Genomic DNA, 20,997 nt, shown 5'->3' with positions numbered 1-20,997 from the left:
TGGCTCGGCTCATCTGGTTATCCAACGGCTGCCCGGCGGCAAAGCGCTGCAGGTTGTGGGCAAAAATATCCACAATGTTTTCCAGGGTCCGCGGCAGGCTGAAACGCCCCGAAATATGCGGCGTGATCAGCACGGTATCCAGCGTCCACAAAGGATGATCGGGCGGCAGCGGTTCCGGGTCGGTCACGTCAATGGCCGCACCGTACAGCCGCCCTTGCTGCACAGCCTGCGCCAGGGCATCGCAATCCACGGTGCTCCCCCGCCCCACGTTGAGCAGGATGGCCCCGGGCTTGCACCGGGCCAGGCGGTCTGCGTCAAACATCCGGTAGGTTTCCGGGGTACCGGGCAGGCTCAGGGCCACCACATCCGCCTGGGGCAGTTCCTCGTCCAGGTGGGCGGTATCTACCACCCGCAGGCAGTAGTCGGGGCAGGAGCCTCCATGGCGGCGCACCCCCACCACCTGGGCGCCCAGCAGGTGTGCCCGCCGGGCAAAGCTGGAACCGATATCCCCCATACCGACACAGAGTACCCGTGATCCGGCAATGGAGCGAACCGGGCGCTCGATGGCTTCCCAGTGGTGCCGGTGCTGGCGGTCACGGTACAAAAGCAGGTCTTTGGCCAGCGCCAGCCACATGCCCAGCATCCATTCACTGATGGCCAGCCCGTAAGCCCCGGTGGCGTTGGTAACCAGACAATTTGCCGGTAAGACACCGGGTTCCAGATACGGGTCGGGTCCGGCAAAGTTGGACTGGAACCACAAAAGGTGATCGTTTTGCCGGATCAGTTCCACCGGCACGTTGCCCAGAATGGCATCGGCCCAGAGGATTTCCTCCCGCGTTGCTGTTTCCTGGGTAGTAAAACGGTAGTCAAACTGGGGTGCCGCGCCGCAGAGCCTCTCCCGTTGGGCCTGCGAAAGAGGCAGCGCCACCAAAATATGTTGCTGCATACGTATTTCCCTTTTCCTCTATCATTGTCGTTGGATTTTCAGACGCCACGCTCCTGCTTGCTGAATACGCAGCCACAGTAATCCTGGCGGTACAGTCCATATTCGGCACTAAGCTGCAAACTGCGCTTATAGCCGTCTTTTTTGCGGAACTCACTGGGCAGAAAACGGACACCATACTGTTTTCCCAGTTCCTCCCCCAGGGCATTGATCCGCACCGGGTCCTTCATGGGCGAGATGGACAGCGTGGTACAAAACCACGGGAAGCCATGTTCCGCCGCATAGCGTGCGGTTTGTTCCAGCCGCAGCCGGTAGCACACAGTACAGCGTTCGCCTTTTTCCGGTTTCTGTTCCAGCCCCTTGACGGCTGCATAAAATTCTTGCGGGTCGTAAGGCAGTTCCACCACCGGGAAGCAATACCCTGCCTGTTCCACAAACCGTTCCAGCTCGTTTTCCCGCCGATGATACTCCTCCGGCGGGTAGATGTTGGGATTATAGTACAGGATGGTCAAGTCAAAATGATCGGCCAGCCGCTCCAATGTAGCACTGGAACAGGGCGCGCAGCAGGCGTGCAGCAGCAGCCCCGGGCGGGTGTTTTCCGCATCCACCTGCTGCAAAACCTTTTCCATCGCCTGCTGATAATTGATTCGATTGGGCATAACTGATTTACCTTCTTATATAATTCCGGCCGGGAATCCGCAGCGGTCCCGCCCTGTTTCATAATAGCATATACAGACATTTTTTGCACCCTGTCCGTGGGATTTTATTGCCGTTTTTTACGTTTTGTTTTGCAGGGGAATTTTATAGTTTATTCTGATTTCTTTTGCAATTTATTGAAACTTCTTTCACCTCTTTGTCACAAACTGCCGATATACTATAAGTGTCCTCAGGAAGGGAGCAGGGACCCGACCTGAGGAAGGGACCCCAAGTTTTTTCATCCATACTCCTCTTTTCTTTTGACACCAGAGCGGCACAGGCTACGGCTTGTGCCGCTTTGGCGTTTTTTCGTCTTGAAACGACATTTTACCCCCGGTCCACTTGCCAAACCAAGCAAAAAAAGGTAGAATAAGGTGATATGGTATCGGTAGGAGTAGGCGTTTTGTTACGCCGCGCCGAAGAAAACACGGTGCATCGATACTTGTCCCGCATTTTCCCGTTGTTTTGCAGGAGGTTACACCTTTATGAGAGTTGGTTTGGACATTGGTTCCACAACCATTAAATGTGTGGTGCTGAACGACGCCGGGGAGATCTTATATTCCACCTACGAGCGTCATTTCAGCCATATTCTGGAAAAGGGCAAAGCCCTTTTGGAAAAAATCGCCGCCGAGTATCTGCCCGACGGCCGCGCCTACCTGGCCATTTCCGGTTCTGCCGGTATGGGCCTGGCAGACAGCTGCAAAGTTCCTTTTGTACAGGAAGTTTTTGCCACCCGTGTGGCTGCCAACCGTCTGGTGCCCGGCACCGACTGCATCATTGAGCTGGGCGGCGAGGATGCCAAAATCCTCTTTCTGACCGGCGGCACCGAAGTCCGCATGAACGGCAGCTGCGCCGGCGGCACCGGTGCTTTCATCGACCAAATGGCAACCCTGCTGAAGATGGGTGCCGACGAGATGGACGCCGCCGCCCAGACCGCCACCCGTACCTACACCATCGCCAGCCGCTGCGGCGTTTTTGCCAAAAGCGACATCCAGCCTCTGATCAACCAGGGCGCCCAGGCCGGTGACATTGCCGCCTCCATCTACCAGGCGGTGGTCAACCAGACCATTGCCGGCCTGGCCCAGGGGCGTCCCATCAAGGGCAACATCGTCTATCTGGGCGGGCCGCTGACCTTCAGCAAGACGCTGCGCCAGAGTTTTGACAAAACCCTGGGCGTTCAGGGTCTTTGCCCCGAGAACAGCCTGCTCTTTGTGGCCCTGGGTGCGGCATTCTATGCCGATGAGGAGGCCGATCTCCATGAGGTAGCCCGCCGCCTGGATGATTACAGTGCCACCGCCACCTATGTGAGCCTGCCGCCGCTGTTTGCCAGCCAGGACGAGTACGAAAAATTCCACGCCCGCCATCTGCGCGCCACCGTGCCCTGCCTGCCCTTCAGTGCCCAGTGCGGCCCGGTGCATATCGGCATCGACTCCGGTTCCACCACCATCAAACTGGTGGTTATTGACCAGAATGCCAACATTCTGTTTGAAAGCTACCGCCCCAACCTGGGCAACCCCGTGCCCCTGGTGCGGGACACCCTGCTGAAGCTGTACAAAGATCACCCCGGCCTGCAGATTGCCAGTGTGACCACCACCGGCTACGGCGAGGACCTGATCAAGAACGCCTTCCACTGTGACCGCGGTCTGGTGGAAACGGTGGCGCACTTTACCGCTGCCAAGCATTTCCTGCCCGACGTAGATTTCATCATCGACATCGGCGGCCAGGATATGAAGTGCTTCAAGATCGAGGATGGGGCCATCAGCAACATCTTCCTGAACGAAGCCTGTTCCTCCGGCTGCGGCAGCTTTTTGCAGACCTTTGCCCAGGCATTGGGCTACGACGTAAAAGAGTTTGCCGCCCTGGGCCTGTTTGCCGACAAGCCCGTAGACCTGGGCAGCCGCTGCACCGTGTTCATGAACTCTTCGGTGAAGCAGGCCCAGAAGGACGGCGCCTCCATTGAGAATATCAGTGCCGGTCTTTCCATCTCGGTAGTCAAGAACGCCCTGTACAAGGTCATCCGCGCTTCCAGCCCCGAGGAACTGGGCCGCAACATCGTGGTCCAGGGCGGTACCTTCTACAACGAAGCGGTGCTGCGCGCCTTTGAGAAAGAGATGGGCGTGGAGGTCATCCGCCCCGACATCGCCGGTCTGATGGGTGCCTTCGGCGCCGCCCTCCACGGGCGCAGCCATGCAGGCGAAAACGCCCACAGCAGTGTACTGACCCAGGAAGAGCTGGAGAACTTCAGCCAGAGCGTCAAAACCGTGCAGTGCAACGGCTGTGGCAACCATTGCCAGCTGACCGTCAATACCTTTGCGGACGGCAAGCGGTTCATCTCCGGCAACCGCTGCGATAAGCCGGTCACCGGCAAGGCCAACAGCGAGGACCTGAACCTGTACGCTTACAAACTCAAGTTGCTGGACGGCTACCGCAACGCCCCCGCCCCGGCACAGCCCCGGGCCAAGATCGGCATTCCCCTGTGCCTGAATATGTATGAACTGCTGCCCTTCTGGCATACCTTGTTTACCAGACTGGGCTTCCAGGTGGTGGTCAGCCCCTTCTCCAGCCGCACCTTGTACCAGGCCGGGCAGGCTACTATCCCCAGCGATACCGCCTGCTTCCCCGCCAAACTCAGCCACGGTCATATCCACTGGCTGGCCCAGCAGGGCGTGGATGCGGTATTCTACCCCTGCATGAGCTACAACCTGGACGAACACCTGGGCGACAACCACTACAACTGCCCGGTGGTGGCCTACTACCCCGAAGTGCTGGCCGGCAACTGCCCCGAACTGACCAACATCCCGCTGCTGTATGATTACTTTAATCTGGAACGGCGCAAGGATTTCTACAAGCGGTTCTACCAGTCCATCACTAAAACCTTCCCGGGGCTGGACAAGAAGGCCGTACACGAGGCCATCGACGCCGCTTATGAAGAGTACGCCCGCCACATGCAGCAGGTACGGGACAAAGGCACCGAGATCATTGCCAACGCCCGCAAGGGAGGCAAACACATCATCGTGCTGGCAGGCCGTCCCTACCATGTGGACCCGGAAGTCAACCACGGCATTGACCAGCTGATCATCCGCCAGGGGACCGCCGTGGTCACCGAGGATGCCGTCAGCTGGCACGAGGACAAGTTCAAGACCTCGGTGCTGAATCAGTGGACCTACCACAGCCGCCTGTACGCAGCCGCCAAGTACTGCATTTCCCAGCCCGACATGGATCTGGTGCAGCTGGTTTCCTTCGGCTGCGGACTGGACGCCATCACCACCGATGAGACCCGGGAGATTCTGCAGGCAGGCAATAAGCTGTACACCCAGCTGAAGATCGACGAGATCACCAACCTGGGCGCCGTGAACATCCGGCTGCGCAGCCTGTTTGCCGCGCTGGAAGAACGCCGGGAAGCCGTCGGGCAGGCCTGAGCCGCCCGTTTTCCCCTTACAATGAGGCAAAATGTATGGAATATATGACCCCGAACTTTACCAAGGATATGGTAAAGACCCATAAAATTCTGATCCCCAATATGGCGGTGACCCAGTTCCGGCTGATGCAGGCCGCCATGGCCAGCGAAGGTTACCAGACTGAAGTGCTGGGCAACTGCGGCAGTGAAGTGGCACAGCTGGGCCTGAAATACGTCCACAACGATACCTGCTACCCCGCCCTGCTGGTCATCGGGCAGTTTTTGGACGCATTGAACAGCGGCAAGTACGATCTGGAACATACGGCCCTGCTGATCACCCAGACGGGCGGCGGTTGCCGTGCTTCCAACTACATCAAACTGCTGCGCAAAGCGCTGGTCAAGGCCGGATACGGCAACATTCCGGTGGCCTCGCTGAACTTCTCCGGTCTGGAAAAGGACAGCGGCCTGCCCCTGACCATTCCCCTGCTGCGCAAGGTCATTGCGGCCATTTTCTACGGCGATATGCTGGCCGCCCTGCGCAGCCAGACCCATCCCTATGAGAACCACAAAGGCGACGCCGATGCCATGACCGAAAAGTGGATTGCCCGCATTCAGGACTGGATTCGCAACAACCGCAACTATTCTGCCCGGGATATGAAGAAGCGTTTCCCGGAGATTGCTGCCGACTATGCCACTATCCCGGTGACCCGGGTGCCCAAGGTGAAAGTGGGCGTAGTGGGAGAGATTTATGTGAAATATTCTCCCCTGGGCAACAATGACTTGGAAAAGTTCCTGGAAAGCCAGGACTGCGAAGTGAACCTGCCCGGTCTGATGGGCTTTGTGGAATACTGCGTGGCCAACTCCCGCCTGGACGTGGACCTGTACGGCGGCAACAAACTGGTGGCCGGCGGTGCCGACGCCCTGCTGGGCTGGCTGGACTCTATCGGCGTGGCCAGCTATGAGGCCATGCGGAAATACGGTTTCTACGCGCCGGGTTCCTTCCGGGAGCTGATGAAAAAGCCCGAAGGCATTATCTCTCTGGGTGCCAAGATGGGCGAAGGCTGGCTGCTCACTGCCGAGATGATCGAACTGGTGGAGGGCGGTTACGGCAACATCGTCTGTGCCCAGCCTTTCGGCTGCCTGCCCAACCACATTGTGGGCAAAGGCATGATCAACAAGATTCGCGCCCTGCACCCCGATGCCAACATTACCCCCGTGGACTACGACCCCAGCGCTACCCGCGTCAACCAGGAAAACCGCATCAAGCTGATGCTGGCTGTGGCCCGGGAAAAACTGGAGCATCCGGACGCAGCCCCCGCGCCCATGACTGCCGAGGAACTGGCCGGCGGTGCGCCTCAGCTGCAAACCACCGTGCAGTAACATAACACCAACAATCCCCCGCACATCGTTGGATGTGCGGGGGATTTTGCTTTTATTTCAGGTGACGCAGGTCGCCGCTTTCCCGGAAGTCCTCATAATCCAAAGACAGTGCCGGGTTGTAATAGGGGTCGTGAATGATGTTATCCCGCCCATGCACCGCATACAAGCGGTCATGTTCGGCATCGAACCGGGCTTTTTTCACCGGGTCTTTCTCGTCGGAACCGCGGGATTTGCTCTCGTGGTGGTAAAGTTCCGCGTAGGGCGTCCAGAGGATGCGCCAACCGGCATCCCGCACCCGCAGGCAGAAGTCCACATCATTGTACGCTACGGTCAGGTTCTCGTCCAGACCATGTACGGCATCAAACACCGCGGTGCGCACCAGCAGGCAGGCTGCCGTCACGGCGGAGAAATCCTGCACCGTAGCCAGCCGGAACATATAGCCGCTGCCGCCGCGCTTGTGGTACTTGTGGCTATGGCCCGCGTAGCCGCCCAATCCCGTGATAATACCCGCATGCTGGATGGTATCGTCTGGATAATAGAGCATAGCACCGCAGATGCCCACGCCGGGCTGGATACACTCCCCTACCATCTGGGTCAGCCAGTCGCCGTTGATGACTTCAATATCATTGTTGAGCATCAGCAGGTAGCTGCCGGTGGCGTACTTGCGGCCAAAGTTGTTGATACGGCTGAAGTTGAATCCGCCCTTGTACCGCACCACCCGGGCGCGGTCGTACCGCAAAGGCAGCTGTTTGTAATAGGCTTCGGTAGCGGGGTCGGTGGAGTTGTTCTCGATGACAATGACCTCGAAATTCTCATAGGTCGTCTTGGCATAAAGACTGTGCAGACACTTTTCCAAATCGTCGGTGTGGTCCTTGTTGGGGATCAGGATGGACACCAGCGGCTGGGGGTCCGGGATATCCCACACCACATGGCAGGTGCCGGGGAACTTGCCCGCTTCCACCGTTCCGTGGCGGCCGGTGGCGGCCAGGTGGTCGGCCACCGCCTTGCGGGCTGCGGCTTCCACATAGGGTTTGGCCGCCGTGCCGCCGCTGGTAGACGCCGCATGCACCCGCCAGTAATAAAGCACCTGGGGAATGTGCAGGGGTTTGGCCGCCGGGTCCCGGCGCTGCATCTCGTCGATGAGCCGCAGGAACAGGTCGTGGTCCTGGGCACCGTCACATTCCGGGCGCTCGCCCCCCACCGCTTCAAACAGTTCCCGCCGGAACACCGCCAGGTGGCAGATATAATTCACCGCCATCAGGTAGTCGGGGGCATAATCCGGCTTGAAGTGCCCCACCCGGGGACGCTGGGGTGTCTTTTCAAACAAAGCTTCGTCGCTGTAGGCAAAGTCCGCCTTGCTTTCGGCCAGAGCCTTACCCATGCAGTAAATGGCATGGGGCGCCAGCATATCATCGTGGTCGGCCAGGGCCAGGTATTCCCCGGTAGCCAGGGCCGCCGCCGCGTTGGTGTTGGCAGCGATTCCTCCGTTCTCGATCTTCCGGTAGACGATGCGGGAATCCCGGGCGGCACGTTCCTGCACGGTCCGGCCCACATCGCCGTGGGCTTCATCGCTGGCATCCACCAGCACCAACTGCCAGTTAGGTGCTGTCTGTTCCTGTACACTGTCCAGGAACTGCTGCAAAAAACGGGGCGGCGTGTTATACAGCGGCGTCAGGATACTGATGGTGGGCCAATTTTGGGCATTCCCGGCAGCATCGGCCCGCTGGGCTTCCAGCGTCTTTTTGGCAGGCAGATACCGTGCCCGCTTGCCGAAAAACCGCCGTTTGAAAAAGCCCGCCGCCCGGGTGGCCATGACACCGACGCCCTGCTCTTTGGTCAGGGTACGGGCATAGCCGAACAATTCTTTGATTCGTTTTGTTTCCAGACTCATGGCATCAGCCGTGCAGGCCGTTGGCCTGACGCTCCATATTCTCAATAATGATGGTGTGGATGTCCCCCTGGGTGGCGGCGTATTCCAGCACTTTCCAGGGCGTGTCGGTGTGGTAATGGACCTTGATCAGGTCCTCATCCCCCACCACCAGCAGGCAATCGCCCTCAGCGCAGTTCAGGATGCCGTCGTGGATCACATCCTCATCCAGATCGTGTCCTTCGATGAGGAGCTGGGTGTCAAAACGATTTTCCATGGAAAGGCCCTCCTTATTTCAGGCCGAAGTTTTCAAACAGGTTGTTGAAATGGGGGTTGTAGTAGGGGTCGTAGTTATCGATATACTGCTGATATTTGGCGTAGAAGTTGGCCTTCTCCCGCTCGTAACGCTTGGCGTTTTCCGACAGGGTATCCAGTCCCCGGCTCTTGCTCTCGTAATGGTAGGCTTCGGCCCGGGGGGTGTAGACGTTCAAAAGCCCCTGTTGCCACAGCTTCATGCAGTAATCCACATCGTTATAGGCTACTGCAAACTTTTCCTCATCCAGGCCGCCTGCCGCCTTGTACAGCGAAGTTTTGGTCATCAGGCAGGCGCCGGTGACCGCCATATAATTCTGGGTGGTGACCAGACGGTACATATCCCCTACCGCCGTACGGGCGTAGCTTTTATGGCTGTGGCCCGCGCTGCCGTTGATGCCCATGAGCACGCCCGCGTGCTGGATGGTATCGTCGGGATAGTAGAGCTTGGCCCCCACTGCCCCCACGTCAGGGCGCTGGCTGTAGCTGAGCAGTTCCCGCAGAAAATCCCCGGACAGCACCTCAATATCGTTATTGAGCAGCAGCAGGTGTTCCCCTTGGGCAAACTGCGCGCCGAAATTGTTGATGGCCGAGAAGTTGAAGGGCCCCTGATACCGCACCACCCGGCAGCGGTCAAACCGCTGGGGCAGCGTCTGGTAATAGGTTTCGGTGGCCGGGTCGGTGGAGTTGTTCTCGATGACGATGACTTCAAAGTTGTCGTATCCTGCATTTTTGTACAGGCTGGCCAGGCAGCGATCCAGGTCATCGGTGTGGTCCTTGTTGGGGATCAGCACACTGATCAGCGGCCGGCCTGTCAGCTCATACCGCACTTGGAAGGCGCCGGGCGCATAAGGCACCGCCATGGCCCGGCCGGGCAGCCCCAGCCGCTGCAGTTGGGCGTCGATGGCCCGCTCCCCTGCCGCAATGGCGTAGGGTTTGGCCTCCATACCCGCGGCAGTAGAACCGGCGTGCCCCCGCCAGATATACAGTACCTGTTTGATGTGCTCGATTTTCTTTGCCTTTTCGGTCAGGCGCAAGATCAGGTCATGGTCCTGGGCGCCGTCAAACTCACTGGATTCATAGGCGCCCGCTTCATCCAGCAAGGGGCGGCTGAATACCGCCAGATGAGTGATGAAGTTGACGCCCCGCAGATAATCGGGAGCGAAATCCGGCTTGAAGTGGTAGCCGCCCAGCTGCTTCAGATCCGCCGACAGCACGATCTCGTCGCTGTAGACAAAATCCGCACCGGTCTTTTGGATGGTCTGCACACATTCAAAGAGCGCGTTGGGGTACAGCACATCATCGTGATCCAGCAGGGCCAGATAACCGCCGGTGGCAACCTCAAAGCCTGCCGTGGTGTTGGCGGCAATGCCCTGATTCTCGATTTTCCGGTAAACAATGCGGTTATCTTTGGCGGCATACTGCTGCGCCCGCCGGGAAACTTCCCCGTGGGCGTCATCGCTGGCATCCACCAGCACCAGCTGCCAGTTGCCATAGGTCTGGCGCTGGACACTTTTTACCATCTGATCAAAAAAGCGCAGCGGCGTGTTGAACACCGGCACCACCACACTGATGCAGGGTCCCTGCAGGTTGGCAGCCCGCTGGGCTTTCAGGGTGCGGCGCAGGGGCAGGTCCGCCCGGTGACGCCAGTCATCGTGATGGAAGGCCAGCCCCACCCGGAAAGACACATCCCGCCACAGCTGTTCGGCCCCCTGCTCCCGCAGGGTGGCGGCCGAACGGTGGGCCAGGTCTTTCAGGTGGGCAGGGTTCAGCAGACGGCGGGCCATACCGCCCACACTGTCCTGTACAGCCAGGTCAGCGGGGCGCTCGTTATTGGGTTGTTGCTTCATGGATGGCCTCATTCCTCCGTCCGCTTGGCGGGCATGGCGTCTTTTTTCTCAAATTTCCGGTATTCCGCCGTGATCTCGGCGGTGGGACCGTTGCGGCGCAGATGCCCGTGATCCAGCCAGGCCACCTTGTTGCACATACGCTCGATCTGGTCGATGGAATGGCTGACCAGAATGACCGTGGTGCCGCCGGACAGCAGTTCCGCCATGCGGCGCTCACACTTTTCCTGGAACAGGAAGTCACCCACCGACAGGATCTCGTCGGCGATGAGGATATCCGGCTTGGTCATGGTGGCCACCGCGAAAGCCAGGCGGGCCACCATACCGGAAGAATAGTTTTTCAGCGGTACATCAAGGAAATCCCGCAGTTCGCTGAACTCTACGATGTCCTCGAACTTGGAGTCGATGTACTTGGGGGTATAGCCCAGCACCGTGCCGTTGAGATAGATATTTTCCCGGGCAGTCAGGTCCATATCAAAACCTGCACCCAGCTCAATGAGGGGCGCAATGGTGCCCCGGACCGTCACTTTGCCGGCAGAGGGCTTGTACACACCGGAGATGATCTTGAGCAGCGTGCTCTTGCCGCTGCCGTTGAGGCCGATGAGGCCATAGAAATCCCCGGGCATGATGTCAAAGCTCACATCATCCAGGGCAAAAAACTCGTCAAAGCGCACACCGCCGTGCATAAGCGCCACAAAATACTCTTTCAGGCTCTCATGCTTTTCTTTGGCCAGGTTGAAGCGCATGGAAACATGGTCGATGGAAATAATCGGCTGTTCAGCTGCCATAGGTGCGCCCCCTTACATATACAGGACAAATTTGTCCTGGTTTTTCTTGAACACCACGATACCCAGCACCATGCTGACAGCCGCACACAGGAAGCAAACCGTAATCATGGTAGCGTCCAGTCCTTCGCCCCACAGCACACAGCGACGGAAGGCCGTAATGTACCAGTACATGGGGTTAATGTGGATTAGCTTCTGCATAATGCCCGAAAGGGTCTCGGGGTCATAGAAAATGGCGCTGGCGTATACCAGCAGGGTGCAGAACACTTCCCAGATGTGCATAATGTCCCGCACAAAGACGTACAGGGCCGACAGCAGCAGCCCAATGCCCAGGCTGAAAAAGAACAGCATGACCAGCGGGTAAAGTGCCATCCAGGCTGTAGCCCAGCTTACCGGCGTCCAGGTAATCACAAAGACGATGACCAAGGCAATAAAACTGAATGCACAGTTCACCAGGGCAAAGCAGCACTTTTCCATGGGGAAAATATATTTGGGAATGTAGACTTTGCGCAGCAACGGGGCGTTTTTGAGTACGCTTTCCATGGCCATGCTGGTAGACTCCCGGAAGAAGTTGAACAGCAACTGGCCGATGATCAGGAAGCCCGCAAAGTTGGGGATGCCTTCTCCCCGCAGGCCTTTCATGATGGAATCAAATACCAGGAACATCACCAGGCAGGTCAGCAACGGGTTCAGAACGCTCCAGGCCACGCCCAGCACACTGCGGCGGTATTTGAGCTTGAAGTCACGGGTGATCAGGTTTTGCAGCAGGTATCGGTATTTCCAGAAACTGGCAAAACTGTTTTTGAAACTTTGCACGGCTGCTCCTTAGTACTTCTCGAAGAATTCAAACTTCTGTTCCGCAAAGGGAGTATGCTCCTTGTCCTTGGCGCTGGTCTTGTGCTCACAACCGCAATCCGGCCACTGGACATTGACGGTGGGATCGTTGTAAGGAATACCGCCTTCCGAGGTGGGATCGTACACATCGGTGCACTTGTAGCAGAACTCCGCCACATCAGACAGCACCACAAAGCCGTGGGCAAAGCCCTCGGGGATGTAAAGCATCTTCTTGTTTTCGGCAGAGAGGGTCACACCCACCCATTTGCCGAAGGTAGCGCTGTGCGGACGGCAGTCCACGGCCACGTCGAACACTTCACCCATGGTTACACGGACCAGCTTGCCCTGGGTATGGTTCTTTTGGAAATGCAGGCCACGCAGCACGCCCTTGGTGGAACGGCTCTGGTTATCCTGCACAAAAGGCTTATCGATGCCCGCAGCTGCAAATTCATCGATCTGATAGGTCTCCATAAAATAGCCGCGGTCATCACCGAACACCGTGGGTTCGATGATCTGCACCTCAGGGATCTCGGTTTTGATAAAATTAAACTTGCCCATGTTACTCTGGCTCCTTTACTTCCTACACGTTTTTGGTATACGCGATTGTTTTTTGCACATAACGATACAGGATATATTATACTCCATTTTACCTCTGTGGGCAAGATGGGCAGTCTGGTTTGTGCCTCCTTTTTTGCCTGCGTTTTCTTCTTGCCAGAAGCGTTTCTGTATGGTATGATACCCCCAGATGCCAGAAAGGAGGGCTGTTTATGACCAAACGGGATGCCCGCAACCGTGCCAAAACGCTGCGTGCCGGGTTGAATATGAAGGCCATCGGCAGCCAAATGGCACAGACCCTGTTTGCCCTGCCCCAATGGCAGAAGGCCGAGGTTCTTCTGGGGTATGTTTCCCTGCCGGACGAACCGGATACCTTGCCCCTGCTGCAGCGTACTCTGCAGGAAGGCAAACGCCTGCTGCTTCCCCGGGTGACTGGTCCCCACACAATGGACTGGGTGGAAATTCCCCACCTGGACCTGCTGCAGCGTGGTGCTTACGGCATCTGGGAACCGCCTGCCGGTCTGCCGTCTGTACAGCCATACACCGCCCCAAACGCACTGGCCCTGGTTCCCTGTCTGGCTGCCAGCTGCGACGGAGTCCGCCTGGGCCGTGGCGGCGGGTATTATGATCGTTTTTTGGTACATTATAAGGGGGAACGGTTGTTGCTATGTCCTTCTGCCCTGGTATGGCTGGATGTTCCCAATGATGATTGGGACATACGTTTTGCTCCCGAAGAAATTTTAACGGAGAAAGGAATTCTTATATGAAAAAAGCACTGATTTGCCTGAGCCTGGCCGCCGCACTGGCCCTTATCGCCTGCGGCGGCAACGACACGGCGACCGAAGCCACCCCCACCCCGCTGCCCGATGACGTGATGAATCAGCCTGCCACCCCGGAAGGCGACGGTGAAGTGGACCCCGGTATGGAGATGACCCCTGAAACCGGCACTGAGGTAACTGCCGATGCGGAACTCAGCGGTATGGTGGACCAGATCTACGAAGCCTATCCGGTGGAACTGATGATGATGACCACCAGCGCCGTGGACCTGAGCGACGAAAGCTGGCTCACCTACAACACCGGCCTGACCGCCGAGCAGGGTGCTTTGGTCGATGCGGGTGTTCTGTCCGAGTCCATGACCGGCAGCCAGGCTTACAGCATGGTCCTGCTGCGGGTGAAGGACGAAGCCGATGCTCAAACCATCGCCGATGCCGTGCTGAACAATGTCCAGATGAACAAATGGGTCTGCACCATGGCCGATAAGGCCCGGGTCGTCACCTTCGGCGACAAGGTACTGTTTGTGATGAGCAACAGCGAACTGGCCGACGTGGATGCCCTGATCGACGCGGTACCCGACGCCTTGGGCGTAACCTTTGACTACGACCAGAGCAAGACCGCCGAAATGTAATTATCCCCTATAACAAACAGACCGCTCCCGGCAGAACCGAGGGCGGTCTGTTTCTGTTTTACTGCACAGCAGCCCGGAATTTTCCACGCTGTGCGGCAACCTTTTTCTCACTCTACGGACCGTGGGTGTTCCTGCATCGGTTCCCATGCTATAATACAGCCAGTAAGGAGGGACAAGCCTATGGACCAAAGCAAAACAGGAAAGTTCATCGCCCAGGAACGACGGGCCCAAAACCTGACCCAACGGCAGCTGGCCGACAAACTTGCCATCAGCGACAAAACCGTATCCAAATGGGAGTGCGGCAAGGGGCTACCGGAAGTTTCGCTGATGCTGCCCCTGTGCGAGATTTTACAAATCACCGTCAACGATCTGCTCTCCGGCGAGAAGGTGGCTGAGGGTGATTACCAGAAAAAAGCGGAGGAAAATATGATGGACCTGATCCGGGAAAATGCCGAAAACAAAGAACGTATGACCCTTTCCATCATCTGCGGGGTCATTACCATCATTGCAGTCTGTGCGCTGGTAATGCTTGCCTCTTACCTGGAACTGCCGGCGGCGGTGCGTATTTTGCTGCTGGTATGCGCCGTACTTACGGCCATTGCCGGGATCGGTGCCGCCGCCCGGTTGGAGGTAAAGGCAGGTTATTACGAATGCCCGCACTGCGGAACTCTATTTGTACCTACCATGACCGACTATGTAAAGGGATGGCATACCTTGACCCGCAGACGGCTTACCTGCCCCACCTGCGGCAAAACCAGTATGTGCCGCCACCGCATCACCCGTTGACCCGCTCCCCTGCCCCAAAATCAGGACACAAAAAGGCGCCGCAGCGTTTTCGCTGCGGCGCCTTTATTATGCAGTTGGGACCAATCCCGGGATTACGCCTTGGCGGCGCGGATCTCCTTGATCAGTTCGGGCACGACCTTGAACAGGTCGCCCACGATGCCGTAGGAGGCCACGTCAAAGATGGGCGCGCTCTCGTTCTTGTTGATGGCGATGATGGTCTCGGAGTCCTGCATACCGGCCACGTGCTGGATGGCACCAGAGATGCCCAGAGCCACGTAGATGCGGGGATGCACGGTCTTACCGGTCTGGCCAACCTGATGATCGCTGGACAGCCAGCCTTCATCGGTGACAGCACGGGAAGCGCCAACAACGCCGCCCAGAACGCCGGCCAGTTCCTCGGCCAGGGCAATGCCCTTGTCCACGTCGGAGCTGATGCCACGGCCAACGGAAACGACCACGTCGGCACCGATCAGGTCAACCAGCTTCTTGGCGCTCTTCTTGATGTCCAGGATTTCCACATGGATATCGTCGGCGGTCAGTTCGGGAACAACCTTCTCCACAACGACCTTGGCAGCACCGGCCTCGTCAAAGGCCTGGGTCTGCATAACGCCGGGACGGACGGTGGACATCTGCGGGCGGAAGCGCGGGCAGATGATGGTAGCCATCAGGTGGCCGCCGAAAGCCGGACGGGTCATCTTCAGGTTGGTGTTCTCTTCGAACTTGGTGTTATCCACATCGATGTTGGAGGTGGTGCGCAGGAAGTCCTTGTACTTCTCCACGTCCACGTCCAGATGGGTGCAGTCGGCGGTCAGGCCGGTGTGCAGACGAGCTGCGCAGCGGGGGCCCAGATCGCGGCCCAGGTTGGTAGCGCCGATCAGCATGATCTCGGGCTTCTTGTCCATGATGAGGTCGCACAGCGCCTTGGCATAGCCGTCGGTGGTGTAATCCTTCAGCAGGGGGCTATCGATGTAGTAAACGCGGTCAGCACCGTAGCCGCCCAGCGCCTTGATGTAATCTTCATTGAGCTCGCTGCCCATGACAACGCCGCACAGTTCCACACCCAGGTCGTTGGCCAGCTTGCGGCCTTCGCTCAGCAGCTGATAGCTGATGGTCTGGATCTGGCCTTCGCGCTGCTCGCAGAAAACCCACACGCCCTTGAAGGCGGCGGTGTCCATTGCATTGAATTCAGCCATTGTACGTTTCTCCTTCCTCAAATCAGGTGCTTGTCGTTCAGGATGCCGACCAGCTGGGCAGCATCCTCGACCATCATGCCCGCGCCCTTGACCGGAGGAGCAAAGGACTTGTAAACATTCGTCGGGGAGCCCTTGAGGCCGATGGTGTCGGTCTCGATGAGCGGGTCATCTTTCAGGGTATTGTAGTCGAACACGTCGATGGGCTTGTCGTAGCACTCGAAGATGCCGGACACGCTCATGTAACGGGGGTTGTTCAACTCCTTGATGCAGGTGAGCAGGCAGGGGGTGTTGACCTTCAGCTCCATGTAGCCGTCCTCAAGCTGGCGCTTGACAACCAGAGCGTTGCCGTCCTTCTTGATGTCGGTAACATAGGTGACCTGGGGCAGATGCAGCTTTTCAGCGATCTGGGGACCAACCTGAGCGGTATCACCGTCGATAGCCTGACGGCCGCAGAAAACGATATCCTCGGGGCCAACGCCGATCTTGTTGACGGCAGCAGCCAGGATCTGGGAAGTGGCGAAGGTATCAGAGCCGCCGAACTCACGGCCGGAAACCAGAACGCCACGGTCGGCGCCGCGGGCGATCAGCTCACGCAGCATGCCTTCGGCCGGCGGCGGGCCCATGGTGACGACAACGACTTCGCAGCCGGTCTCGTCCTTGAGCTGCAGAGCAGCCTCGACGGCGTTCAGGTCGTCGGGGTTGGTGATGGTGGCCATGGCGGCACGGTCCATCGTACCGTCAGCCTTGACGGCTACCTTGCCCTGCGTATCGGGAACCTGTTTGACACAAACAATTGCTTTCATTGTACGTCTTGCCTCCTTACTTCAGCAGCGCGCCGGAAATGACCATCATCTGGACTTCGCTGGTGCCTTCGTAGATCTCAGTGATCTTGGCATCGCGCATCATGCGCTCGATGGGGTAGTCACGGGTGTAGCCATAACCGCCGAACAGCTGCAGGCAGCGACGGGTCACATCGCTGGCAGTGCGGGACGCGATCAGCTTGGCCTCGGCAGCTTCAACGCTGTAACGGGCCTTGGCGCCGTCCATCACGCTCTGCTTCTTCAGAGCAGCCTGGTAAACCAGGAACTTGGCGGCATCCACGCGGGCCTTCATCTCGGCCAGTTCGAACTGGGTGTTCTGGAAAGCGGCGATGGAACGGCCGAACTGCTTACGCTCTTTGACGTAGGCAACGGTCTCGTCCAGGGCGCCCTCGGCGATGCCCAGAGCCTGGGCAGCAATGCCGATACGGCCGCCGTCCAGGGTGGCCATGGCCAGCTGGAAGCCCTTGCCCTTGACGCCCAGCAGGCGGTCCTTCGGGATGATGCAGTCTTCCATGATCAGCTCGCAGGTGGAGGAACCACGGATGCCCATCTTATCCTCGGGCTTGCCGACCTTGAAGCCGGGATCGGTGCGCTCCACGATGAAGGCAGAAATTTCCTTCTGCTTGCGGCCGCGCTTGTCGGTAACAAAACCGGTAACGGCGATGATGATAAACACATCGGCATAGCCGGCGTTGGTGATGAAGATCTTGGAGCCGTTCAGCTTCCAGTGGTCGCCTTCGTCAACGGCGAAGGTCTGCTGACCCTGGGCGTCGGTGCCGGCACCGGGCTCGGTCAGACCGAAAGCACCGATCCACTCGCCGCTGCACAGCTTGGGCAGGTACTTGGCCTTCTGCTCGGGGGTACCATTCTCAAAAATGGGAGCCGCGCACAGAGAGGTGTGGGCAGAAATGATAACACCGGTGGTGCCGCAAACCTTGGACATCTCCTCAACGGCCATAACGTAGGACAGCACATCGCCGCCGGCGCCGCCGACTTCCTTCGGGAAGTAGATGCCCATCATGCCCAGCTTCGCCATCTTTTCAACGGTCTCTTTGGGGAAGTATTCTTCCGCATCGACCTTTTTGGCGAGAGGCTTGACTTCGTTCTCAGCAAATTCCTTGTACATTTTCTGGACCATTTGCTGCTGTTTGGACAGAGTAAAATCCATTTGATAAACCTCCATTACTCAAACAAACGCAGCCCGGCGCGGTATTGCCCGCGCCAGGCGCGAAAGTTTTACTGAATTACAGGGCGTCGACCGGGGTCTTGGTGCGATCGGCGTTGTAGACGTAGAAGCCCTTGCCGCTCTTGCAGCCCAGGTTGCCGCCGCGGACCATCTTGCGGATCAGCGGGCAAGCACGGTACTTGCTGTCGCCGGTCTCCTTGTACAGGACGTCCATAATGGCCAGGCAGATGTCCAGGCCGATGAAGTCGCCCAGTTCCAGGGGTCCCATGGGATGGTTGGCGCCCAGCTTCATGGCGGTGTCGATGCCGGCGATGTCGGAAACGCCTTCCATCTTGATGAAGGCAGCTTCGTTGATCATGGGGATCAGGATGCGGTTGACGACGAAGCCGGCAGCCTCATTGACCTGAACCGGGCTCTTGCCGATCTCGGTGCTGATCTTCTTGATGGTTTCCACGGTCTCGGCGGGGGTGTTCACACCGGCGATGACCTCGATGAGCTTCATGCGGTCAGCGGGGTTGAAGAAGTGCATGCCGACCATGGGACGGGACAGGCCCTTGCCGATCTCGGTGATGGACAGAGAAGAAGTGTTGGAAGCGAAAACGCACTCCGGCTTGCAGATCTTGTCCAGCGCGGCGAAGGTGTCCTGCTTGACCTTCATGTCCTCGAAAGCAGCCTCAACGATGAGGTCGCAGTCGGCGCACAGGTCTTCCTTCAGGCCCGGGGTGATGGCAGCCAGAATGGCGTCCACCTTTTCCTGGGTCAGCTTGCCCTTGGCAACCAGCTTGGCATAGCCCTTGGCGATCTTGTCCTTGCCGCCCTCGGCCCATTCCTGCTTGATGTCGCACAGAGCAACGGTGTAACCCTCAACCTGCGCAAAAGCCTTTGCAATGCCCTGGCCCATAGTGCCAGCGCCAATAACGCCTACCTTCATAGTAGTAACCCTCCTGTTATTGTTTATATAAGATCGTGGTGAGATCAGTTGTTGGTGAAAACCGGTTTGGGTTTCGGCTTCTCACGGCTGAGGAAGCACTGCATACCCTCTACCTGATCGTGGGTCTCGAAGCAATCGCCGAACAGCTTTTCTTCGACTTCAACAGCCTTCTCGATGGGCAGGCTGATGCCGTCGTTCATCGCCTTCTTGCAGTTGCGCACAGCGATGGGAGCGTTCTTGGCGATCTTGCCGGCCAGCTTCAGGGCTGCGGGCAGCAGCTCTTCCTGGGTGTAAACGGCGTTGACCAGACCAATGCGCAGGGCTTCGTCTGCCTTGATGTTCAGGGCAGAGTAAACCAGCTGCTTGGCCATGCCCATACCTACCAGGCGGGCCAGACGCTGGGTGCCGCCGAAGCCGGGGGTGATGCCCAGGCCAACTTCGGGCTGACCGAAGACGGCGTTGTCGGAGCAGATGCGGATATCGCAGCTCATGGCCAGCTCATTGCCGCCGCCCAGTGCGAAACCGTTGACCGCAGCGATAACGGGCAGCGGGAAGGACTCGATCATCAGGAAGATGTCGTTGCCCAGCTTGCCGAAGGCTTCGCCTTCCGCCTTGGTCATGGTGGACATGGAGCCGATATCGGCACCGGCAACGAAGCTCTTGTCACCGGCACCGGTCAGCACGACGCAGCGCACGGTGTTCTGGTCGATGGCCTCGAAGGCGGCCTTCAGGTCGGCCAGCACTTCGGGATTCAGGGCGTTGAGCGCCTTGGGACGGTCGATCGTCACAACGGCGACGGCGTCCTGAATTTCAGTTCTGACAAAGGACATTCTGTTTTCCTCCGCAATTACATTTCAACGATGGTGGCGCAGCCCATACCGCCGCCGATGCACAGGGTAGCCAGGCCCTTATGAGCACCGCGAGCCTTCATGGCGTACAGCAGGGTGACCAGGATACGGGCACCGGAAGCGCCGACGGGATGGCCCAGAGCGATGGCACCGCCGTTGACGTTGACCTTATCCATATCGAACTTCAGGTCGTGAGCAACGGCCAGGCTCTGTGCAGCGAAAGCCTCGTTGGCTTCGATCAGGTCCATATCGGCAACGGTCAGGCCGGTCTTCTCCATGACCTTGTTGGTGGCAGCGATGGGGCCGACACCCATGATGGAGGGATCAACGCCGCCCAGAGCGCCGCCAACCCAGGTAGCCATGGGGGTGATGCCCAGTTCCTTGGCCTTGTCTTCGCTCATGATGACCAGAGCAGCAGCGCCGTCGTTGATGGCGGAAGAGTTGCCGGCGGTAACGATGCCGTCCTTCTTGAAGGCGGGCTTCAGCTTGGCCAGAACTTCCGGCGGGCTCAGACGGGGGCCTTCATCGGTATCGAAGACGATGTCGCCCTTCTTGTTTTTGATGACCACGGGAACGATCTCGTCCTTGAAAGCGCCGCTCTTGATGGCAGCGTCGGCCTTGACCTGGCTGCTGTAAGCGAAGTTGTCCAGATCCTCACGGGTCAGACCCCACTGCTCAGCCACGTTCTCGGCGGTGATGCCCATGTGGTAGTTGTTGAAAGCGTCCCACAGAGCGTCGTTGACCATGGTGTCAACCAGCTCGCTCTTGCCCATGGGGTAGCCCATGCGGTAGCCGTAACGGCCCTTCATCATGGCGAAAGGAGCCATATCCATGTTCTCGGTGCCGCCTGCAACGACGATGTCGGCGTCGCCAGCTTCGATCATCTGCGCAGCCATGTTGACGCAGTTCAGACCGGAACCGCAAACCACGTTGACCGTGACAGCCGGGGTGGTGACAGGCAGACCGGCCTTCAGGCTGGCCTGACGGGCAACGTTCTGGCCAAGACCGGCCTGGATGACACAGCCCATGTAGACATGGTCGACCTGCTCAGGCGTGATGCCGGCGCGGTTGATGGCTTCCTTGATGACAATGGAGCCCAGTTCCGCCGCGGGGACATTGGACAGCGTGCCGCCGAACTTGCCAATGGCAGTACGGCAGGCGCTTGCGATGACGATCTTCTTCATAAGTAGCCTCCTGAAACATTTCTTTTT

Annotated in this window: 19 protein-coding genes; 5 read left to right on the top strand and 14 right to left on the bottom strand. The window is 58.3% G+C overall.

The annotated features are described in order from the left end of the window. Both H6B10_RS01220 and H6B10_RS01215 read right to left on the bottom strand, forming a co-directional pair. The coding region (locus tag H6B10_RS01220) for a D-2-hydroxyacid dehydrogenase (RefSeq protein WP_204649095.1) at positions 1–946 on the bottom strand (946 nt) is incomplete at its 3' end. 38 nt (positions 947–984) lie between these two features. Next, positions 985–1,602 (bottom strand): epoxyqueuosine reductase QueH, encoded by a 618-nt coding sequence (locus H6B10_RS01215; RefSeq protein ID WP_204649094.1) that lies wholly within the window; start codon positions 1,600–1,602, stop codon positions 985–987. Positions 1,603–2,124: 522 nt separating this feature from the next. On the opposite strand from H6B10_RS01215, the gene H6B10_RS01210 reads away from it, so the two are divergent. Further along, positions 2,125–5,058 (top strand): acyl-CoA dehydratase activase, encoded by a 2,934-nt coding sequence (locus H6B10_RS01210; protein ID WP_204649093.1) that lies wholly within the window; start codon positions 2,125–2,127, stop codon positions 5,056–5,058. A 35-nt stretch (positions 5,059–5,093) separates the two neighbouring features. Next, a complete protein-coding gene (locus H6B10_RS01205) occupies positions 5,094–6,416 on the top strand; it encodes a 2-hydroxyacyl-CoA dehydratase (protein ID WP_204649092.1) in 1,323 nt (440 codons plus the stop codon). A 52-nt stretch (positions 6,417–6,468) separates the two neighbouring features. Here H6B10_RS01205 and H6B10_RS01200 read toward each other — a convergent pair whose 3' ends face one another. From H6B10_RS01200 to rfbC, 6 genes are read right to left on the bottom strand one after another with little or no spacing between them, the layout of a single operon-like run. Further along, positions 6,469–8,307, bottom strand: coding sequence for a glycosyltransferase family 2 protein (locus tag H6B10_RS01200; RefSeq protein ID WP_204649091.1), 1,839 nt, complete (start codon positions 8,305–8,307; stop codon positions 6,469–6,471). 4 nt (positions 8,308–8,311) lie between these two features. Beyond that, positions 8,312–8,560, bottom strand: coding sequence for a kinase to dihydroxyacetone kinase (locus tag H6B10_RS01195; RefSeq protein ID WP_204649090.1), 249 nt, complete (start codon positions 8,558–8,560; stop codon positions 8,312–8,314). Positions 8,561–8,573: 13 nt separating this feature from the next. After that, entirely contained in the window at positions 8,574–10,445 is a 1,872-nt protein-coding gene (locus H6B10_RS01190; protein ID WP_204649089.1) for a glycosyltransferase family 2 protein, read from the bottom strand. 8 nt (positions 10,446–10,453) lie between these two features. Then, the gene (locus tag H6B10_RS01185; RefSeq protein ID WP_204649088.1) at positions 10,454–11,230 is read right to left on the bottom strand and encodes an ABC transporter ATP-binding protein; all 777 of its coding nucleotides are present in this window, start codon (positions 11,228–11,230) and stop codon (positions 10,454–10,456) included. Positions 11,231–11,242: 12 nt separating this feature from the next. After that, complete coding sequence (locus H6B10_RS01180; protein WP_204649087.1) at positions 11,243–12,043, bottom strand: ABC transporter permease; 801 nt, start codon at positions 12,041–12,043, stop codon at positions 11,243–11,245. A gap of 9 nt (positions 12,044–12,052) precedes the next feature. Beyond that, the gene (gene rfbC, locus H6B10_RS01175; protein ID WP_204649086.1) at positions 12,053–12,619 is read right to left on the bottom strand and encodes a dTDP-4-dehydrorhamnose 3,5-epimerase; all 567 of its coding nucleotides are present in this window, start codon (positions 12,617–12,619) and stop codon (positions 12,053–12,055) included. A 209-nt stretch (positions 12,620–12,828) separates the two neighbouring features. Here rfbC and H6B10_RS01170 point away from each other — a divergent pair, with 209 nt between their 5' ends. The 3 genes from H6B10_RS01170 to H6B10_RS01160 all read left to right on the top strand — a co-directional run bounded on the left by H6B10_RS01170 (position 12,829) and on the right by H6B10_RS01160 (position 14,807). Next, the gene (locus H6B10_RS01170) at positions 12,829–13,383 is read left to right on the top strand and encodes a 5-formyltetrahydrofolate cyclo-ligase (protein ID WP_204649085.1); all 555 of its coding nucleotides are present in this window, start codon (positions 12,829–12,831) and stop codon (positions 13,381–13,383) included. Continuing rightward, entirely contained in the window at positions 13,380–14,021 is a 642-nt protein-coding gene (locus tag H6B10_RS01165) for a hypothetical protein (RefSeq protein ID WP_204649084.1), read from the top strand. The genes H6B10_RS01170 and H6B10_RS01165 overlap by 4 nt, the downstream gene beginning before the upstream one ends. A gap of 180 nt (positions 14,022–14,201) precedes the next feature. Beyond that, positions 14,202–14,807, top strand: coding sequence for a helix-turn-helix domain-containing protein (locus H6B10_RS01160; protein WP_204649083.1), 606 nt, complete (start codon positions 14,202–14,204; stop codon positions 14,805–14,807). A gap of 92 nt (positions 14,808–14,899) precedes the next feature. On the opposite strand, the gene acrA is transcribed toward H6B10_RS01160, so the two are convergent. From acrA to H6B10_RS01130, 6 genes are all read right to left on the bottom strand, one after another. Next, on the bottom strand, positions 14,900–16,000 hold the full coding sequence (gene acrA / locus H6B10_RS01155; RefSeq protein ID WP_204649082.1) for an acryloyl-CoA reductase electron transfer subunit beta: 1,101 nt from the start codon (positions 15,998–16,000) through the stop codon (positions 14,900–14,902). A 17-nt stretch (positions 16,001–16,017) separates the two neighbouring features. Further along, positions 16,018–16,803, bottom strand: a complete 786-nt coding sequence (gene acrB, locus H6B10_RS01150; RefSeq protein WP_204649081.1) for an acryloyl-CoA reductase electron transfer subunit gamma — start codon at positions 16,801–16,803, stop codon at positions 16,018–16,020. A gap of 16 nt (positions 16,804–16,819) precedes the next feature. Next, positions 16,820–17,989 (bottom strand): acyl-CoA dehydrogenase family protein, encoded by a 1,170-nt coding sequence (locus H6B10_RS01145; RefSeq protein WP_204649080.1) that lies wholly within the window; start codon positions 17,987–17,989, stop codon positions 16,820–16,822. 76 nt (positions 17,990–18,065) lie between these two features. Next, on the bottom strand, positions 18,066–18,938 hold the full coding sequence (locus H6B10_RS01140) for a 3-hydroxyacyl-CoA dehydrogenase family protein (RefSeq protein WP_204649079.1): 873 nt from the start codon (positions 18,936–18,938) through the stop codon (positions 18,066–18,068). Positions 18,939–18,982: 44 nt separating this feature from the next. Then, complete coding sequence (locus H6B10_RS01135; protein WP_204649078.1) at positions 18,983–19,768, bottom strand: enoyl-CoA hydratase-related protein; 786 nt, start codon at positions 19,766–19,768, stop codon at positions 18,983–18,985. Between the two features lie 17 nt (positions 19,769–19,785). Beyond that, entirely contained in the window at positions 19,786–20,970 is a 1,185-nt protein-coding gene (locus H6B10_RS01130; RefSeq protein WP_204649077.1) for an acetyl-CoA C-acetyltransferase, read from the bottom strand. Between the last annotated feature and the right edge of the window lie 27 nt (positions 20,971–20,997).

Origin of the sequence: Gemmiger formicilis (assembly GCF_016901605.1) — a bacterium.
GTDB classification, from domain to species: Bacteria; Bacillota; Clostridia; order Oscillospirales; family Ruminococcaceae; genus Gemmiger; species Gemmiger formicilis_B.
This window is presented reverse-complemented; position numbering and strand designations above follow the sequence as displayed.

What these genes read in the sequence shown, in the direction of transcription:
- H6B10_RS01215 (WP_204649094.1), bottom strand. Translation starts at nt 1,602, where the DNA reads ATGCCCAATCGAATCAATTATCAGCAGGCGATGGAAAAGGTTTTGCAG.
- H6B10_RS01210 (WP_204649093.1), top strand. Translation starts at nt 2,125, where the DNA reads ATGAGAGTTGGTTTGGACATTGGTTCCACAACCATTAAATGTGTGGTG.
- H6B10_RS01205 (WP_204649092.1), top strand. Translation starts at nt 5,094, where the DNA reads ATGGAATATATGACCCCGAACTTTACCAAGGATATGGTAAAGACCCAT.
- H6B10_RS01200 (WP_204649091.1), bottom strand. Translation starts at nt 8,307, where the DNA reads ATGAGTCTGGAAACAAAACGAATCAAAGAATTGTTCGGCTATGCCCGT.
- H6B10_RS01195 (WP_204649090.1), bottom strand. Translation starts at nt 8,560, where the DNA reads ATGGAAAATCGTTTTGACACCCAGCTCCTCATCGAAGGACACGATCTG.
- H6B10_RS01190 (WP_204649089.1), bottom strand. Translation starts at nt 10,445, where the DNA reads ATGAAGCAACAACCCAATAACGAGCGCCCCGCTGACCTGGCTGTACAG.
- H6B10_RS01185 (WP_204649088.1), bottom strand. Translation starts at nt 11,230, where the DNA reads ATGGCAGCTGAACAGCCGATTATTTCCATCGACCATGTTTCCATGCGC.
- rfbC (WP_204649086.1), bottom strand. Translation starts at nt 12,619, where the DNA reads ATGGGCAAGTTTAATTTTATCAAAACCGAGATCCCTGAGGTGCAGATC.
- H6B10_RS01170 (WP_204649085.1), top strand. Translation starts at nt 12,829, where the DNA reads ATGACCAAACGGGATGCCCGCAACCGTGCCAAAACGCTGCGTGCCGGG.
- H6B10_RS01165 (WP_204649084.1), top strand. Translation starts at nt 13,380, where the DNA reads ATGAAAAAAGCACTGATTTGCCTGAGCCTGGCCGCCGCACTGGCCCTT.
- H6B10_RS01160 (WP_204649083.1), top strand. Translation starts at nt 14,202, where the DNA reads ATGGACCAAAGCAAAACAGGAAAGTTCATCGCCCAGGAACGACGGGCC.
- acrA (WP_204649082.1), bottom strand. Translation starts at nt 16,000, where the DNA reads ATGGCTGAATTCAATGCAATGGACACCGCCGCCTTCAAGGGCGTGTGG.
- acrB (WP_204649081.1), bottom strand. Translation starts at nt 16,803, where the DNA reads ATGAAAGCAATTGTTTGTGTCAAACAGGTTCCCGATACGCAGGGCAAG.
- H6B10_RS01145 (WP_204649080.1), bottom strand. Translation starts at nt 17,989, where the DNA reads ATGGATTTTACTCTGTCCAAACAGCAGCAAATGGTCCAGAAAATGTAC.
- H6B10_RS01140 (WP_204649079.1), bottom strand. Translation starts at nt 18,938, where the DNA reads ATGAAGGTAGGCGTTATTGGCGCTGGCACTATGGGCCAGGGCATTGCA.
- H6B10_RS01135 (WP_204649078.1), bottom strand. Translation starts at nt 19,768, where the DNA reads ATGTCCTTTGTCAGAACTGAAATTCAGGACGCCGTCGCCGTTGTGACG.
- H6B10_RS01130 (WP_204649077.1), bottom strand. Translation starts at nt 20,970, where the DNA reads ATGAAGAAGATCGTCATCGCAAGCGCCTGCCGTACTGCCATTGGCAAG.